Source organism: Microbacterium sp. 01T413_2, from assembly GCF_056398985.1.
Map to the genome: position 1 here is coordinate 18111 of NZ_JBFTQL010000019.1, position 17271 is coordinate 35381.

Genomic DNA, 17271 nt, shown 5'->3' on the forward strand with positions numbered 1-17271 from the left:
GATCGTCGCACCCGGCGCAGACGCGCGGACCGCGATCGCGCCGGGTGCGGTCGGGCTCAGTGGTGCTGCGGCTCGACCACGACGACGCCGGTCTCCTCGTCGAAGTTGCCCGCCTTGCGGTCCTCCCAGCGCTGCAGCACATCCGCGGGCGTGGGCTTGGTCGCAAGGCTCACCACGACGTACACGACGACGCTGGACAGCAGGCCCCAGTAGATGGGTTCGTTCGCGAGCACACCCGAGAGCGCATCACCGGCGATGATGCCGTAGACCACCATGCTGCCGAGGGTCACGGCGGTGCCGACGATCATCGACGCGATCGCGCCGGCGCCGTTCGCGCGCTTCCAGATCAGGCCGCCGAGGATGGAGACCAGCAGGCCGCCCACCAGCACGTCATAGGCCACAGTGAGTGCGGCGACCACATCATTGAGGACGAGCGCGATGAGGGTAGCGACCACGCCGAGGACGACGATGTAGATCTGGTTCGAGCGGATGTCGTGCTCGGGATTGCCCTGACCGATGTCGTGGCTGTGATCGGTTCCCCGGCCCACCAGACGCCGCAGCAGCGGCATCACGTCGGCGCGGGCCACGGTCGCCGAGGCGATGAGCGCACCCGAGGCCGTCGACATCATCGCGGCCACGGCCGCGGCGAGCACGATGCCGGACAGGCCGACCGGCAGGGCGTGCTCGGCCATGGCGGCGTAGACGTCGTCCTTCACGGCGTCCTTCGGCAGCACCGCCGCGGCCGCGGTGCCGATGAGCGCGCCGGCGATGCCGTACAGCACGCAGTAGATGCCGGCCGCTGTGCCGCCCCAGCGGGCGACCTGCGGAGAGCGGGCCGTGAAGACGCGCTGCCAGATGTCCTGGCCGATCAGCATGCCGAAGGTGTAGATCACGAAGTACGTGATGATGGTGTCGCCGCCGATGGCGAACAGGTCGAAGTGCGAGGCGCCGACCGTCTCGCCGAGGCGCTTCACGATGCCGTCGTAGCCGCCGGCCTGCGCCCAGGAGAACGGCAGCAGCAGGAAGAACACGCCGACGGTCTTGATGATGAACTGCACCATGTCGGTCAGCGTGATCGACCACATCCCGCCGATCGACGAGTAGATGATCACGATGGCCGCGCCGATCGTGATCGACGCCCAGCGCTCCGTGCCGAACAGCACGTGGAAGATCGTCGAGTACGCGATGGTCGAGGTGACCACGAGCATCAGCGTGTAGAGCGCCATCACGATGCCGGACGCCTGGGTGCCGTTGATGCCGTACCGCAGCTGCAGCATCTGAGCGACCGTGTACACCTTCAGCCGCTGGATGGCCGGGGCGAACAGCAGGCTCAGCAGCAGCAGGCCGACGGCGATCGCGACGACGAGCCACATGCCGGAGATGCCGAACTTGTAGCCGAGGCCGACGCCGCCGACGGTGGACGCGCCGCCGAGCACGACCGCGGCCATGGTCCCGGTGTAGAACCCCGGGCCCAGGCGGCGCCCGGCGACGAGGAAGTCCTTGGAGTTCTTGGTCCTGGTCTTGCCCCAGAACCCGAACGCCAGCATGGCGACGAGGTAGATGATGATGATGGCGATATCCACGAGGGCTCCTTTGTCGTGCGTGGAGGGGACGAATGATGATCCGGCGTCTCGGGCGAGGACCGGCGTGCGTCAGGTGAGTTCGAACATGCGCAGCAGCGCAGGCAGCACGACCACGACAGGTCCGGACTGCCGGAAGGTGCCGGCGAGGATCTCGCCGAGGGTGTCGAGGGTGGCTTCGTAGGCGGGGACGCCGAACGCGGCGGACAGCGCCACGAAGTCGGGCCGTGCCAGCTCGGTCGCCGTGGCCTGCCCGAAGGCGCCCTCCATGTACTCGCGGAGGATCCCGTAGCCGCCGTCGTCGACGATCAGCCAGGTCACGTCGGCGTCGTGCTGTCGGGCAGTGGCGAGCTCGGCGATCGAGTACATCGCGCCGCCATCGCCCGAGACGGCGAGTGTGCGCCGGCCCGTGCCGATCGCGGCGGCGATGGCCGCGGGGAACGCGAACCCGAGCCCGCCCGCGCCCTGCGCGGAGTGGAACCCACCGTCCTGCGAATCCCACGCCGACCACGCCCAGTAGGCCGCGATCGTCATGTCCCAGAAGGTCTGCGCGTCGGATGGCACCGCCGCGCGCAGGTCGCGCAGGAGGTTCCGTTCGGTCGCGAGGTCCTGGCCTGCGAGGCGCTCCTCGACTCTCGCGCGCAGCTCGGCCGCGATCCGGGCGCCGCGGAGGTTCGCATCCTGCCGCGCGGCCTCGACGGTTTCCGGATCCGCGGATCCGTCGGCGGATCCGGATCCYTCCAGCGCGTCCGCGATCGCGCTGAGCGCGAGACCGGCGTCGGCGTGGATTCCCAGCACCGGATAGTTCGACCCCAGAGCGCGCGGCTCGGCGTCGATCTGGATCAGCCGCCCGCGGGGGGCGAAGGTGAAGTAGTTGCTGGTGACCTCGCCGATCGTGCTGCCGATCACCAGCAGCACGTCCGCGTCCTCCAGGAGGTCGGTCGTGCAGCGATCCTCGATCCAGCTCGCGGCGGAGAGCGGGTGGTCGAAGCGGATCGCACCCTTGCCGCCCGCCGTCGAGACGACCGGCGCGCCGAGCGCCTCGGCCACGCGCAGCAGCTCCGCGGATCCGGTCGCCGACCTGCGCACCCCGCCACCGGCGAGGATCGCCGGCCGCTCGGCTCCGGCGAGCAGGCGCGCAGCCTCGTCGACGAGCTCGGCTCGGGCCGGGCGGTCCGGGACCGCGGCGGAGAGGTCGCGAACCACGGGGATCGTCGCGGGGTCCAGCAGCACGTCCTGCGGCACTTCCACCCAGACCGGGCCCGCCGGTACGGTCTGGGCGAGCTCCCAGGCCTCCAGGATCGCGCTCGGAATGTGCGCCGAGTCGCGCACCAGCGCGGTGCTCTTGGTGACGTTCTGCGCGCTGCGCTGCTGATCGTCGAGCTGGTGCAGCAGACCGTTCTTCTGCCCGCCGAGACCTCGGCGGGGGATCTGCGCGCTGATCACGAGCACCGGTACGCCGGTCGCGTACGGCTCCTGCAGCGCACCGAGGGCGGTGAGGGCTCCCGGCCCGGTCGAGACGAACATGACCGCGACCTCGCCGGTCGCGCGGGCATAGCCGTCTGCACCGAAGGCGGAGTTGTTCTCGACGCGTGAGCTGACGAACTCGAGGTCGCTGCGGCGGATCGCGTCGAACAGGCCGAGGGCGTGCTGCCCCGGGATGCCGAAGATGTGCGAGACGCCGAGCGCGGTCAGCGTCTCGACAACCACGTCACCGCCGTTGCGGATGTGCTCCGTCATGCGGAGGCCCTTTCCGCGGCATCGGCCGCGTGCTTGTCCGCGAGCAGCGACACCAGGTCGTACGCGATGTGCGAGGCCGCGACGCCGGTGAGCTCGGCGTGGTCATAGGCCGGCGCGACCTCGACGACGTCGGCGCCGATGATGTTCAGCCCGCGGAAGCCGCGCAGGATCTCGAGGATCTCCCGGCTCGTGATGCCGCCGGCCTCGGGGGTGCCGGTGCCGGGGGCGTGCGCGGGGTCCAGCACGTCGATGTCGATCGAGATGTACAGCGGGCGGTCGCCGATGCGGTCCCGCAGCTTCGCGACGGTCTCGACGACGCCCTGGTAGTAGACGTCGGCGCTCGTGACGATGCCGAACCCGAAGCGACGGTCGTCCTCGAGGTCCTTCTTGCCGTAGAGCGGTCCGCGCGTGCCGACGTGGCTGAGCGCCTCGGTGTCGATGATGCCCTCTTCGAACGCCCGGCGGAACGGCGTGCCGTGCGTGTACTCCGCGCCGAAGTAGGTGTCCCAGGTGTCCAGGTGCGCGTCGAAGTGCAGCAGCGCGACCGGCCCGTGCCGCTTGGCGGCGGCGCGCAGCAGCGGCAGCGCGATCGTGTGATCGCCGCCGAACATCACCAGCCGGGTGTCGTCAGCGGTGAGGTCGAGCGCGGCCTGCTCGATCGTCTCGATCGCCTCGCCGATGTTGAACGGGTTCGCCGCGATGTCGCCGGCGTCGGCGACCTGGGCGAGCTCGAACGGCGAGACGTCGAGCGCAGGGTTGTACGGGCGCAGCAGCCGCGAGGCCTCACGGATGTGATTCGGCCCGAACCGTGCTCCGGAGCGGTAGGAGACCCCGCTGTCGAACGGAACCCCGGCGACCACGATGTCGGCGCGTCCGACCTGGTCCAGACGCGGGAGCCTGGCGAACCCGTCGCGCCCGGCGTACCTCGGGATCAGCGAACTGTCGACAGGACCAATCGGAACCACCACGGCGACCTCCTCGACGCACCATACTCATCCAAGAGTTGTTCTGGATGAATCCTTAGTTGCCTATTTGACAACTTTCGATGTGCGCGAATCTAGCAGCCGCGCAGGACGCACGTCAAGGCCTCGAACCGGATCTCGTCCTCAGCACCGGCGCAGGGCCGGCGATCGGCCTCCGACGGCTCCGCGGGGTCTCGCCGTCAGGCCCAGGCCGCGGGCGCGAAGACCCAGATCAGCTCGGCGCCCTCGTCGCCCTCGGTGCGCCAGCTGTGCGGCTCGCTGCCGCGGAAGGTGACCGTGTCGCCGGGACCGAGTTGCCAGTCCCGATCCGAGAAGCGCACCGAGACCCGCCCGCTCAGCACGTGCATCACCTCGACCTCGGCAGCGATCGTGTACAGCTGCCCGCCACCGTGTCCGCCGGCGGAGACCGTCGAGCGCATGACCTGCACGCGCGACTCCCCACGGGGCGAGAGCAGCCGCTCCTCGACCCCCGTGCCGCCGAAGTTGATCTGCGGGCCGGTGCCGGCCGGGACCACCCGCACGTCGGGGGCCTCGAACAGCGAGCCGACCGAGATCGAGAGCACGTCGCACAGCGTGATGAGCGACGCCACGCTCGGCGAGGTCAGATCGCGCTCGACGCGCGAGAGGAAGCCCTTGGTCAGGCCGGTGACCTCAGCGACTTCGTCGATCGTGAGGTACTGCGCTTTGCGCGCCGCACGCAACCGCGAACCGATCGCGACCGGTCGGCTGTTCGGATCCACGGGCAGGGAGCGCATGGATCCACACGCTACCCGAGTTCCCGGGCGCCCCGGTCAGCCCTCGCGAAGCGTCGCATGCGGGATCCGCTGCCGCATCACCCGCACCGCCTCCGGGCTGACGTCCACGAGCAGGGCGTCGCGGCCGAGCGCGGACGCGACGGCGCCCGCGGTGCCGGATCCGGCGAACAGGTCCAGGATCCGATCTCCCGGGCGACTCGACGCCTGGATCATGCGGCGCAGGATCCCCTCCGGCTTCTGGGTCGGATACCCGGTCTTCTCCCGCCCCGACGTCGGCACGATCGTGTGCCACCAGACGTCCGTCGGGAGCTTGCCGCGCTCGCGCTTCGCCGCGCTCACCAGGCTCGGCGCCATGTACGGTTCGCGCTCGATGTCGTCGACGTTGAACACGTGCCCGCCCGGCGTCTTCACGTAGACGAGGATCGTGTCATGCTTCGTGGGCCAGCGGGTGCGCGGCTTGGCGCCGTAGTCGTACGCCCAGATGATCTCGTTCAGGAAGCAGTCCCGCCCGAACACCGCGTCGAGCATGACCTTGGCGTAGTGCGCCTCGCGATAATCGAGGTGCAGGTACAGCGTGCCGTCGTCGGCGAGCAGCCGCCAGGCCTCCTCGAGCCGCGGCATCAGGAAGTCGCCGTAGTCGTCGAAGCGGTCGTCGTAGGCGTGCAGCAGCTCGCGCACCCGCTCGTAGCGGTGCCCGTGGAAGCCGTGGTTGACCTCACGAGGGCGCTCCTCGGGGGTGCGCTGTTCCGTTCTCAGGATGGATTTCGTGGATCCCCGGATTTCGGGCGCGGAATCGGTCGATTCCCCGGATCCATCCTGAGTTGCGTCCGCCGGTCGGTCGGCACGGCGGCTCGAGACGGCATGCCGCTCCTGCGTGCGGCCGGTATTGAACGGCGGATCCAGGTAGACGAGCGTGAAGGATCCGTCGGCCAGCGTGCGGGCCACGTCGAGCGCCTCGCCGTGCACGATCTCGACGACTCCGGTTCGCGCGCCCGAGTTCGATCCGGTCCCTGAGCTTGTCGAAGGGACCACGCCGTGGCCGGACGCTTCGACAGGCTCAGCGACCGGAGCTGCCTCGGCGACCTCGGCGACCGGCTCTGGAGCGCCGCTCACGGAACCCGGTGCAGCCACGCCTCGGTGGCGAACTTCGTGCGCACCAGGTCCTCCGCCGCCTCGTATTCGTCGGCGGCGATCGTGCCGTCCTCGGCGCCGGTGACGGCGCGGAAGGTGTCCTTGAACCGCTCGATGATCTCGGCGCGGCTGAGGCCTGTCTGGCTGCGCAGCGGATCCACGCGCTTGGCCGCGGAGGCGGTGCCCTTGTCGCTGAGCTTCTCGCGCCCGATCCGCAGCACCTCGGTCATCATCTGACCGTCGATGTCGTAGGAGAGCGTGGCGTGGTGCAGCACTCCGCCGTTCGCGAGGCGCTTCTGCGCGGCGCCGCCGATCTTGCCACTGGGGCCGGCGATGTCGTTGAGCGGCTGGTAGACGGCGTCGATGCCGAGCGAGCGCAGCGCCTGCAGCACCCAGTCGTCGAGGAAGGCGTAGGAATCGGCGAACGTCATGCCCTGCACGAGGGTCGCCGGCACGTACAGCGAGTAGGTGATGATCTGGCCGGCCGCCATCATCATGGCGCCGCCGCCGGAGATCCGGCGGACGACGTCGAAGCCGTGCTTCGCAGCCCCGGCCGGATCCACCTCGTTGCGATAGGACTGGAAGGATCCGATCACGACCGCGGACTCGTCCCACTCCCAGATCCGCAGCGTGGGACGGCGCCGACCCTCGCCGACGCGGGTGGTGAGCACCTCGTCGAGGGCGAGGTTCATCCGCGGCGAGACGGCCTTGTCGTGCAGGATCTCCCAGTCGAAGTCGCGCCAGCCCGGCGCCGTGACGAGGGCGCGGCGCACCGCGGTGCCGACGGCCTCCGGCGTGAGTCCGAGCAGCTGCGCGCCCGTGGGCAGCGCGGCGCGCACGGCGGCGGCGATGGCCGATGCGTCCGTCTCGACGGGCAGCCCCGTGACCGCGGCGTTGATGTCGTCGAGGGCGTCGTCCGGCTCGAGGAAGAAGTCCCCCGCCAGCCGGAAGTCGGAGATCACGCCGTCCGTCACCTCGAAGTCGACGACGACCAGCTTGCCGCCAGGAACCTTGTACTCACCGTGCACCGGTCCAGCCTACGCGGCGCGAGCCCCCGCGGCCCCGCGGCTCAGTCGCGGGAGGGGACGCGCTTGTCGAGCCAGGCGAGCAGGTCGGCGCGCACCTCGGCCTGCTGCAGCTCGTTGAAGATCTCGTGGCGCGCGTCGGGGTAGACCAGCGTGGTGACGTCGCTGAGGCCCGAGCGGTTGCGGTAGTCGTCGGCGAGGCGGTGCACGCTGCGCGGTCCGCCCACAGGGTCGTCGCGGCCGACCATGAGCAGCACCGGCACGTCGTTCGGATAGTCCTTGCCCGGGCGCCCGTAGAGGCGCGCGGCCTCGATCGGCCCGAACAGCTTCAGCAGCGGCACCTCGGTCGTCAGCGGGTCGGCGCGGAACGCCTCCCACACCGCAGGGTCACGCGTGAGCCACTCCAGTCCGTGCGCGTCCGGCCCCTTCCATCGCGCGTTCAGCGGCATCGAGTTGAGGTCGGTCGGGGTGCGGTGGGCGGATCCGGTGAGGATCACGGCGTCGTACGCCTCAGGGTGTGCGTTGAGCACCATCTGCGCGAGGAACGACCCCCAGGAGTGCCCCAGCAGCACGAGCGGGAGCCCCGGGTTCTCACCGCGGATGAGCTCGGTCAGCTGCCACTCGTCGGCGACGACCGCGCGGATGCCGCCGGGGCCTAGCCGGCCCAGCTTCGCCGCGTCGCCGTGCTGCTTCATGCCCGTGCGCCCGTGCCCGCGGTGGTCGTCGGCGTAGACCGTGAACCCGGCGGCGGTGAGCGCTGCGATCAGCGCGCCGTAGCGACCCGCGTGCTCGCCCACGCCGTGCAGCAGTTGCACCACTCCACGCGGGGCGACGCCGGAGGCGGCGGGATGGACGTCGTAGACGATCGCGATGCCGTGTGCGTCGGTGAACTCGGCGGTGCGGGGCTCAGCCATGCCCCGAGTCTACGGATCCCACGCCCGCACGCCGCATCGGGTCGGCAGATGACGCGGTCGGCGCGCTCACCGAGGCCGCATCGCGGGGCGACCCGCGTCGATGCGCCGGCTCGTGTCAGAGCCCGAGCGCGGCGCAGACCGCGCGGGCCTCCTCCAGGTCCGTGACCTCATGGCCGCCGCCGTCGTCGGCTGCGGATCCCATCCGTACGGATCCGGACGCGGCGACCGTGCGCTTGGCGGAGAAGTGCAGGGCGTCCACACCGGTCGCGGCGATCTCGGCCGCGTTCGCCGCGGTGACGCCGCTGCCGGCCATCACCTCGATCCGGCCCGCGGCTGCCGCGACCAGAGCGCGCAGCACGTCCACGCCGTCGCATGCGGCCGACGCCCCACCCGAGGTCAGCACGCGCGTGAGACCCAGGGCGAGCGCGACATCGAGCCCGGCCCGCGGATCCGGGGTGACGTCGATCACCCGGTGCAGGGTGACGGCGGCGTCAGGGCTCGCTTCGCGGGCCGCGTCGCGCAGGCGCGTCAGGGCATCCGCGTCGAGCTCGCCGGCGGCCGTCTGCGCACCGATCACCACACCGGCCGCGCCGTGGGCGAGCATCCAGCGCACGTCGCGCACTGCGGTCGCGATCTCCTCCGCGTCGTAGTGGAACCCGCCCGCACGCGGACGCACCAGCACGTGCACCTCGGGACCGCCGTGCGATGCCGCCTCCACCGCGAGCTCGAGCGTCGCCGGCGACGGCGTGAGCCCGCCGAGGGCCAGGGCCTGGGTCAGCTCCACGCGGCGGGCGCCGATCTCCCGGGCGACACGTACTCCGGCAGCGTCCTGAACGGCGACTTCGAGCGCGAGGGGCATTCGTCCATTCTCACCGGTCGCCGATGCGAGCGGAACGGACGCGCTGGCATTTGTTCAGCCTCCTGCCTACTCCGATCCAGCCCCAGGTTCTCGAATACTTAGTTAGGCTATCTAAGCAATGACTACCGAGAACCTGCACGAGACCGCCACCGAACTGCGCCTCGCCACGTTCCGACTCGCCCGCCGCCTGCGCTCCGTGCGCGCCGTGGACAGCCGCAACACGGCGATGAGCGACGCCCAGCTCGGCGTGCTCGCCGCGCTCCGCGCGCACGGCCGCCACTCCCTCACCGCGCTCGCCGATCGCGAGCGCGTCACCGCCCCCACGATGAGCGCGGTCGTGACCGGGCTCGAGGAGCAGGGCTACGTCACCCGGATCCCCGATGACCAGGACCGGCGCCGTGTGCACGTGGAGATCACCGCCGCCGGTGAGAAGGTCGTGGTCGAGACGCTGGAGCGGCGCACGGAGCTCCTGGTCGCCGAGATCACCGAACTCGGCCTGACGAGCCGCGAGCTCACCGTGCTCCACGAGGCCAGCATCCTGATGCGGAAGCTGGCCGAGCTGTGAGCCAGATGTTCCGCTCCTTCGGGGTCTTCAACTACCGGATCTGGTTCTTCGGCGCGATCGTCTCGAACATCGGCGGCTGGATGCAGTCGACCGCGCAGGACTGGGTCGTGCTGACCGAGCTCACGCACAACGACGCCACGGCGATGGGCGCGACCATGGCGCTGCAGTTCGGGCCGCCCCTCGTGCTGGTCGGGCTCACCGGACGGGTCGCCGACCGCTTCGAMCGGCGCCGGATCCTGCTCGTCACGCAGAGCACCCTGATGGCGCTCGCCATCGCGGTCGCCGTGCTCCTGCTCACGCACGTGATGACCCTGCCGCTCATGCTCGTGTTCGCGGCGTGCTTCGGCGTCGCGAACGCATTCGACGCGCCCGCGAGGCAGGCGTTCGTGTCCGACATGGTCTCGATGGAGAACGCCTCGAACGCCGTCGCGCTGAACTCCGCGTCCTTCAACATGGCGCGCCTGATCGGCCCTGCCGTCGGCGGCCTCGCGATCGTCGCCCTCGGATCCGGCTGGGTGTTCGTCGCGAACGCGGCCACGTTCCTCGCGATGATCGTGGCGCTGCTCCTGATCCGCACCCGCGAGCTCATGCCCCGCCCGAAGAACCGCCGCGCCGGCGGGCTCATCGTGGGCATGCGGTACGTGGGCAGCCGGCCGGATCTCCTGGTCGTCTTCGCGATGGTSTTCCTCATCGGCGCGTTCGGCATGAACTTCCCGATCTTCGCSTCGACCATGGCGCTSGARTTCCACAAGCAGGCMGACGGMTACGGCGTGCTCAGCTCGGTGCTCGCGATCGGATCCCTCACCGGGGCCCTGCTGGCCGCACGCCGCGATCGTGCCAGGGTGCGGGTGCTCATGATCGCCGCCGGCGGGTTCGGCGTCGCATCGATCGTCTCGGCGCAGATGCCGAACTACGTCTCCTACGCCGTCACGCTCGTGTTCGTCGGATTCTCCACGGTGACCATGCTCACGACGGCGAACGGATACGTGCAGACGACGACGGATCCGGCCCTGCGCGGCCGCGTGCTCGCGCTGTACATGGCCGTCGTGATGGGCGCGACCCCGATCGGCGCCCCGATCGCGGGCTGGGTGGCCGACGCGTTCGGGCCGCGCGCGGCGATCATGGTCGGCGGCGCCGCGGGACTGCTGTCGTTCGCGATCGGCGCCGGCTGGATGCTCTACTCCGGGCGGCTGCATCGCCGGGAGGAGTCCCGCTTCCTGCTCACCCTCGATGAGACGCGTCCGGTGCGGGTGGTCGAGGCGATGCGGCGCGCCGTGACCCCGCCGATCACGAGCGCGACCACGCCGATCCGGGTCGAGCCGCGCGCGGCGGGCTCGAACGCCGGGGAACGCCCCGACGGAGTCGGCCGCCACGGCTCGGGCGACGACGAGTGAGCGACGCATCCTCGGCCGAGAACGCACGTGCCCGTCGTTCGCTGCTGCCCGCGCTCGGCGCGCTCTCGGCGTTCGGGCCGCTCTCGATGGATCTGTACATTCCGGCGCTGCCCGCGCTCGGCCACGAGCTGCACACGACGGAGGCGCTCGCCCAGGTGACCATGAGCGCGTGCCTCATCGGGCTCGCCCTGGGCCAGCTGCTGTGGGGTCCGATCAGCGACCGCTACGGGCGCCGCCGTCCACTGCTGTGGGCCGTGGCGGGCTTCGCGGTCGCCTCGCTCGTGTGCGCGGTCTCGCCGTCGATCGAGCTGCTGATCCTTGTGCGACTGCTGCAGGGGCTGTGCGGCGCAGCGGGGATGGCGATCGCCCGTGCCGTCGTGCACGACGTGTACGCGGGGGCGGAGGCGACAGCGGCGTTCGCCGCGCTCACGGCGATCGCGGGCGCGGCCCCGGTGCTCGCGCCTCTGCTGGGCGGCGCGCTGCTGACCTTCACCGACTGGCGCGGCCTGTTCGTCGCGCTGGGCGCGATCGGCGCATTGCTGCTGCTGACGGCGGCACTGTTCGTGCCGGAGACGCACCCCCGCGCCGAACGCACCACCGGCGGGCTCGGCAACGACCTGCGCGGCATCGGGGCGGCTCTCGGCAACGGGCCGTTCATGGTGTTCGCGCTCACCCTGGGCCTGGCCTCTGCCGGGTTCTTCACCTATCTGCAGATGTCATCGTTCGTGCTGCAGAACCAGTTCGGCGTCGATGCGCAGGGCTTCGCGCTGATCTTCGCCGTGAATGCCGGAGGCATCATGCTGGGCGCCTGGATCAGCCGGCGCCTCGCGCGCCGCCCTTCGAGGACCTCAGGGACCGAGGGCCGCGGCCGCCTCGACGCTCGCCGCGTCGTGCTGATCTCGCTCACCCTCGGCACCGCAGCAGCCGCGGCCGTGCTGCTGAGCGGGCTGCTGCACAGCCCGCTGCCGTGGCTGCTCGCGCCGCTGTTCCTGCTCGTCGGCCTGCACGGCGTGAACAACCCGACGCTGACCGCCCTGGCGCTGGGCCGCATCACCCGCGGGGCCGGATCCGCCTCCGCCGTGCTCGGAACACTCGCCGCGTTGCTGGGCGCGCTGGTGCCGCCACTGCTGTCGCGGGCGGGGGTGTCCGCGACTCTGATGGGCGCCACCATGCTGGTCGCGTTCGCCGCCGCGCTGGCCCTGCTCGCCGCGACCGGGCGCATCACACGCGCACGAGGCTGACCGGATCCGCCCCGCGCCCGATCGCGACCGGCCCACCTCCGCTCACTGGTCGCAAAGTGCGGCCTCGCCCGCGGCAAAGACGCAATTCGCGTCCAGTGAGCAGGGTGGAACTGCGAAGTTCTTACGGATCCGTGATCTCGGCGCCCCTCGAATCCCGGGGATTCGTACGCTGAGTGCATGACCGGATCCGCTTCGCGCGACAGGGCAGGGGCCGCAGCCGCCGGCACCGCCGCGGCCCTGCTCGGGATCGGCGCCGGCGAGCTCATCGCGACGCTGCTGGCGCCCTCGTCCAGCCCGTTCGCCGTGGTCGGCGGCACCCTGATCGACGCCGCCCCGGCCTGGGCGAAGGACACGGCGATCGCGTTGTTCGGCACCGGCGACAAGGCGGCGCTGCTCACCGGGATCGCGATCGTGCTGCTCGCTGTGGCGGCCGCGCTCGGACTCTGCGAGCGACGCTGGCGCGGCATCGGCGTCGCCGGATTCGTGGTTCTCGGGGCCGCAGTCTCGCTGCTCGCCCCGCTGCGTGCCGACGCCGCCACCCTGTCGTGGCTGCCGGCGCTGCTGTCCGGGATCGCCGCCGCCCTCGTGCTGCGCATGCTCGTGAAGCGTCTACCCGACCGCGAGACTGCATCTGCGTCGCGAGACAGCAGACGAGAACCGCAGTCTCGGAGCGCAGAAGCAGTCTCGCGACCCTGGGGGGACGCGATCCCGACCGCACCCGACGGGCCGGACGCACTCGTCGCGCGCCCTGCACCGGGCGGTGCCTCGCGCCGCCATTTCCTCGCGTGGACCGTCGGCACCGCCGCGGTCGGGATCCTCGCGGCCGTCGCCGCCACCGCCGGCCGTGCCGGATCCGTCGCCGTCGGCACCGTGCGCGCCGCGCTGCACCTGCCGAAGCCCGCGACTCCTGCCGCCCCGATCCCGGCCGGCGCCGCGCTGAAGGTCGACGGCCTGAGCCCGTTGATCACCCCGAACGCCGACTTCTACCGCATCGACACCGCGCTCGTCGTGCCGCAAGTGGATCCCGCGAAATGGCGGCTGCGCATCCACGGCATGGTCGCGCACGAGGTCGAGCTGACCTGGGATGAACTGCTGGCGCTCCCGCTCGTGGAGAACGCCGCGACGCTGTCCTGCGTGTCGAACGAGGTCGGCGGCGACCTCATCGGCAATGCCGTCTGGCTCGGCTACCCGATCCGCGAGCTGCTGGCGAAGGCGCAGCCGTCCGCCGACGCCGACATGGTGCTGTCCACCTCCGCAGACGGTTTCACCGCGGGTACGCCGCTGGAGGCGCTCACCGACGACCGCGACGCGCTGCTCGCGATCGGCATGAACGGCGAACCGCTGCCGTTCGAGCACGGCTTCCCGGTGCGCATGGTGGTGCCGGGTCTGTACGGATACGTCTCGGCGACGAAGTGGGTCACGGATCTGGAGGTCACCCGCTTCGACCGCGCCACCGCGTACTGGACGGCGCGCGGCTGGTCGGAGCGCGGCCCGATCAAGCTCGAATCGCGTATCGACGTGCCCCGCGGCCCTGTCTCAGCCGGCGACACGGTGATCGCGGGGGTGGCGTGGCAGCCGCACGCCGGCGTCTCCGCGGTCGAGGTGCAGGTCGACGACGGCCCGTGGCAGCGCGCCGAACTCGCCCCGGCGATCTCCGCCGACACCTGGGTGCAGTGGCGGCTGCCGTGGACGGCGACGGCCGGACAGCGCACTCTCCGCTGCCGGGCGATCGGCGCCGACGGCACCGTGCAGACCGCGCAGACSGCWCCCCCGGCGCCGGACGGCGCGACCGGCTGGCACACSATCGGCGTCACGGTGAACGCCTGAGCCGGCCCAGGATCCTCACGGAATCCAAATGCTTCACTTGCTTCACGAATTTGTGAAATCGGCGTAGCATCACCGCCATGAACACGATCATTCGCACCGACGGCCTCACCAAGCACTACGGCCGCGTGCACGCGCTCGACGGACTGGACCTCAGCGTCGACGAGGGCCAGGTGCACGGCTTCCTCGGCCCGAACGGGGCCGGCAAGTCCACCACGATCCGGATCCTGCTGGGCCTCGCCCGAAAGACCGGCGGATCCGCCACGGTCTTCGGCGAGGACCCCTGGACGTCGGCCGTGAGCATCCACCGCCGCGTCGCCTACGTGCCCGGCGACGTCAGCGTGTGGCCGAATCTCTCCGGCGGCGAAGCGATCGACTTCCTCGCGCGCCTGCGGGGAGCTGCGACCAAGGACGCCGCCTACCGCGCGGAGCGGGAGCGCCTGATGACGGCGTTCCAGTTCGACCCGCGCAAGAAGGGCCGCGCCTACTCGAAGGGCAACAGGCAGAAGGTCGCCCTCATCGCCGCCTTCTCCGTCCCCGCCGACCTGTACATCCTCGACGAGCCGACCAGCGGGCTGGATCCGCTGATGGAGGTCGTCTTCCGCGACGAGGTGCAGCGGCTCCGCCGCGGCGGCGCGACGGTGCTGCTCTCCAGCCACATCCTGTCGGAGGTCGAGCTGCTCTGCGACCGCGTCAGCATCATCCGCGCCGGGCGCATCGTCGAATCGGGCACGCTGCAGGAGCTGCGCCACCTCACCCGCACCGAGGTGTCGTTCGAGGCGGCGGACGCCTCCGCGTTCGCCGGGATCCCCGAGGCTCACGACGGCACGATCGATGACGGCCGCGCGCGCTTCACGGTCGACAGCGATGCGATCCCCGCCGTGCTCCCGGTGCTCGCCCAGCGCGCGGTCACCGGCCTGCGCATCGAGCCACCCTCCCTGGAGGAGCTGTTCCTGCGGCACTACGGCGACGACCTCGCTGCGCTCCGCGCCGCCGAGGACGAGGGATCGACCGGCGCGGGGACTCGCGCGTCCCGTCGCGCCGCCGCGAAGGAGTCATGATGCTCGCCACCCTGCTGAAGCAGCGCCTGCGTCGCGACTGGCTGCAGCTGCTGCTCTGGATCCTCGCCACCGTGCTCATGGCCTACGCGGGCTATGCGGGCGTCACCCAGTCGTACGCCACCCTCAAGGACCGCGTCGAGGTGCTCGCGGCCGTGATGGCGAACCCGGTCATCATGATGTTCCGCGGCCTGCCGTCCGGCGCCTCGGAGGGACAGTTCCTCTCCTTCGAGATCCTGCCGTGGCTGACGATGCTCGCGGCCCTCATGAGCACCTTCCTCGCTGTGCGGCACACCCGCGGCGACGAGGAGGCGGGCCGTGCCGAGCTCGTCGCCGCCACGCCGGTCGGACGCGCTCTCCCGACGATCGCCACGACCATCCACGGCGTCGCGGCGAACCTCATCCTCGGCGTGCTGGTCGCGCTCGCACTGATCGGCTCGAAGCTCGAGCCCGCCGGATCCTGGCTCATGGGCGCGACCTCCGCGACGACCGGGATCGCCTTCCTCGGGATCGGCCTCATCGCCGCGCAGCTCATGCGCACCTCGCGCGGGGCGAACGCGCTCACGGTGTGGATCCTCGTCTGCACGTTCCTGATCAACGGCATCGGCAACGTCGCCGGAACGCCGAGCGACGACCTCACGCGCATCAGCAGCTCCGGCCTCGTGTGGGTCTCGCCGTTCGGCTGGGCCGAGCAGGCGCGCCCCTACGACACGAACGACGCGTGGCCGGCGCTGCTCGGACTCGCGTTCGGCCTCGTCATCGCGGTGATTGCCGTGACGCTGCAGTCCGCGCGCGACATCGGCGAGGGCTTCGTCCCGGCGCGCCCCGGACGGGTGCACGCGCGGCCCGCGTTGTCGACGCCGCACGCACTCGTGTGGCGGCTGACCAACGGCGCCATCATCGGCTGGGCTGTCGGCGGCGCACTGACCGGCGTGCTCGCGACCAAGCTGTCGGGGCTGGCCGGGCAGATCTCCGGGCAGAACCCTGCGGTGCAGCAGCTGCTCGAGAAGATCGGCAAGGCCGGTGATCTCGAAGAGACCGTCGTCTCGGTGTTCTTCACGATGCTGGGGATCCTGGCCGCCTGCGCCGCCGTGCAGATCGTCGCGCGAGCCCGGCAGGAGGAGGCGCACGGCACCGCGGAAAGCGTCTTGGCGCTCCCGGTCGGACGGGTGCGGTGGCTGGCCGACTACCTGGTTGTGGCGACCGCCGCGATCGCGATCGTCGTGGCTGCCGCGATGCTCGCCGCCTACGCCGGTCTCGCCGGCAACGCGCACGCGTCGTCGCTCGCTCGGGTCGTCACCGTGGTCGGGCTCGGTCAGGGCCTCGCCGCCTGCGTGTTCATCGTGCTGACCGGGCTCGTGTTCGTGCTGGTGCCCCGCGGCACGATCGCCGCCGCCTGGGCGCTCCTGCTCCTGGCGACGCTGTTCGGCCTGTTCGGTCCGCTGTTCGGGCTGCCGGAGTGGACCACGCGGTTCTCGCCGTTCTCGGTCACCCCGATCGTAGCGAACGGTGAGGTCGATGCGCGCGGGACGTGGTGGCTCGTGCTGGTGGTCGCGGCCGGCGCGGCGGCCGTGCTGACGCTCATGCGGCGCCGCGAGCTGCGTGCGGCGGGATGATGGGGTCATGAGCATGCAGGAACCGGAGGCGCCGGTGCACCACGGCGTGGATGCGGCGGAGGCGGCCGCGGCGATGATCACCGCGGTCGGCTTCCCGCGCATGCCGGGTCGCGTGATGATGGCGCTCATCGCCGCACCCGCGGAAGGGTACAGCGCCGCGGATCTCGCCGACAGGCTCGGCATCAGCGCCGCGGCCGTGTCGGGCGCCGTGCGCTATCTCCAGACGATCCAGGTCATCCGCCGCGTCTCGCGCCCCGATCGTCGCCGCGACCACTACGTCATCATCCCGGACACCTGGTACGGGTTGATGACGAACAACGGCCCGATCTACGAGCGCCTCGCCGCGCACATCGAGGCGATCGGCGCCGAGCACGACGACGACCACGCCGCGCGGGACCGTGCCGCCGAGATGGCGGAGTTCTTCCGYTTCATGGCGCGCCGGATGCCCGAGCTCGTCGACGAGTGGGAGGCGCATCGCGCCGGGCTGTGAAACACGCGCCGCCTGTCGGAGTGACGCCGAAATGGGGCCGTTGAGCGAGCACGGCCGAAGGCCGAGCGAGACGAAACGCGGTCACCCGCAAGGGCA

General features: G+C 71.2%; 15 protein-coding genes. 7 read left to right on the plus strand and 8 right to left on the minus strand.

All coding sequences use genetic code 11. The annotated features are described in order from the left end of the window. Nucleotides 1–56: 56 nt before the first annotated feature. The 8 genes from AC1DMN_RS11160 to AC1DMN_RS11195 form a co-directional block, all read right to left on the minus strand. A complete protein-coding gene (locus AC1DMN_RS11160; RefSeq protein WP_440734428.1) occupies nt 57–1547 on the minus strand; it encodes a sodium:solute symporter family protein in 1491 nt (496 codons plus the stop codon). Between the two features lie 105 nt (nt 1548–1652). Then, nucleotides 1653–3320 carry a thiamine pyrophosphate-binding protein gene (locus AC1DMN_RS11165; RefSeq protein ID WP_477230329.1) on the minus strand — a complete coding sequence of 556 codons (1668 nt, stop codon included), beginning with the start codon at nt 3318–3320 and terminating at the stop codon, nt 1653–1655. After that, nucleotides 3317–4288 (minus strand): agmatinase, encoded by a 972-nt coding sequence (gene speB / locus AC1DMN_RS11170; protein WP_441976861.1) that lies wholly within the window; start codon nt 4286–4288, stop codon nt 3317–3319. Before speB ends, AC1DMN_RS11165 begins: the two co-directional genes overlap by 4 nt. A gap of 194 nt (nt 4289–4482) precedes the next feature. After that, nucleotides 4483–5058 carry a helix-turn-helix domain-containing protein gene (locus tag AC1DMN_RS11175; RefSeq protein WP_477230328.1) on the minus strand — a complete coding sequence of 192 codons (576 nt, stop codon included), beginning with the start codon at nt 5056–5058 and terminating at the stop codon, nt 4483–4485. A gap of 36 nt (nt 5059–5094) precedes the next feature. Beyond that, nucleotides 5095–6090, minus strand: coding sequence for a DNA-methyltransferase (locus tag AC1DMN_RS11180; protein WP_477230364.1), 996 nt, complete (start codon nt 6088–6090; stop codon nt 5095–5097). Between the two features lie 77 nt (nt 6091–6167). Beyond that, nucleotides 6168–7217: a lipoyl protein ligase domain-containing protein gene (locus tag AC1DMN_RS11185; protein ID WP_477230327.1), complete on the minus strand. Its 1050-nt coding sequence runs from the start codon at nt 7215–7217 to the stop codon at nt 6168–6170. A 41-nt stretch (nt 7218–7258) separates the two neighbouring features. Beyond that, a complete protein-coding gene (locus tag AC1DMN_RS11190) occupies nt 7259–8128 on the minus strand; it encodes an alpha/beta fold hydrolase (RefSeq protein ID WP_477230326.1) in 870 nt (289 codons plus the stop codon). A gap of 115 nt (nt 8129–8243) precedes the next feature. Next, entirely contained in the window at nt 8244–8987 is a 744-nt protein-coding gene (locus tag AC1DMN_RS11195; protein ID WP_477230325.1) for a copper homeostasis protein CutC, read from the minus strand. A gap of 118 nt (nt 8988–9105) precedes the next feature. Between AC1DMN_RS11195 and AC1DMN_RS11200 the strand changes: the two genes are divergently transcribed. The 7 genes from AC1DMN_RS11200 to AC1DMN_RS11230 all read left to right on the plus strand — a co-directional run bounded on the left by AC1DMN_RS11200 (nt 9106) and on the right by AC1DMN_RS11230 (nt 17175). Continuing rightward, nucleotides 9106–9552 carry a MarR family winged helix-turn-helix transcriptional regulator gene (locus AC1DMN_RS11200; protein ID WP_440734199.1) on the plus strand — a complete coding sequence of 149 codons (447 nt, stop codon included), beginning with the start codon at nt 9106–9108 and terminating at the stop codon, nt 9550–9552. A gap of 5 nt (nt 9553–9557) precedes the next feature. Continuing rightward, nucleotides 9558–10946, plus strand: coding sequence for an MFS transporter (locus tag AC1DMN_RS11205; RefSeq protein WP_477384256.1), 1389 nt, complete (start codon nt 9558–9560; stop codon nt 10944–10946). Further along, complete coding sequence (locus AC1DMN_RS11210) at nt 10943–12187, plus strand: multidrug effflux MFS transporter (RefSeq protein WP_440734200.1); 1245 nt, start codon at nt 10943–10945, stop codon at nt 12185–12187. Before AC1DMN_RS11205 ends, AC1DMN_RS11210 begins: the two co-directional genes overlap by 4 nt. A gap of 177 nt (nt 12188–12364) precedes the next feature. Next, nucleotides 12365–14014: a molybdopterin-dependent oxidoreductase gene (locus AC1DMN_RS11215; protein ID WP_477230324.1), complete on the plus strand. Its 1650-nt coding sequence runs from the start codon at nt 12365–12367 to the stop codon at nt 14012–14014. A 77-nt stretch (nt 14015–14091) separates the two neighbouring features. Then, complete coding sequence (locus tag AC1DMN_RS11220) at nt 14092–15072, plus strand: ABC transporter ATP-binding protein (protein WP_477230323.1); 981 nt, start codon at nt 14092–14094, stop codon at nt 15070–15072. Beyond that, the gene (locus tag AC1DMN_RS11225) at nt 15069–16685 is read left to right on the plus strand and encodes an ABC transporter permease (protein WP_477230322.1); all 1617 of its coding nucleotides are present in this window, start codon (nt 15069–15071) and stop codon (nt 16683–16685) included. Before AC1DMN_RS11220 ends, AC1DMN_RS11225 begins: the two co-directional genes overlap by 4 nt. 7 nt (nt 16686–16692) lie before the next feature. Beyond that, complete coding sequence (locus AC1DMN_RS11230) at nt 16693–17175, plus strand: GbsR/MarR family transcriptional regulator (protein WP_477230321.1); 483 nt, start codon at nt 16693–16695, stop codon at nt 17173–17175. The last annotated feature ends 96 nt before the right edge of the window (nt 17176–17271 follow it).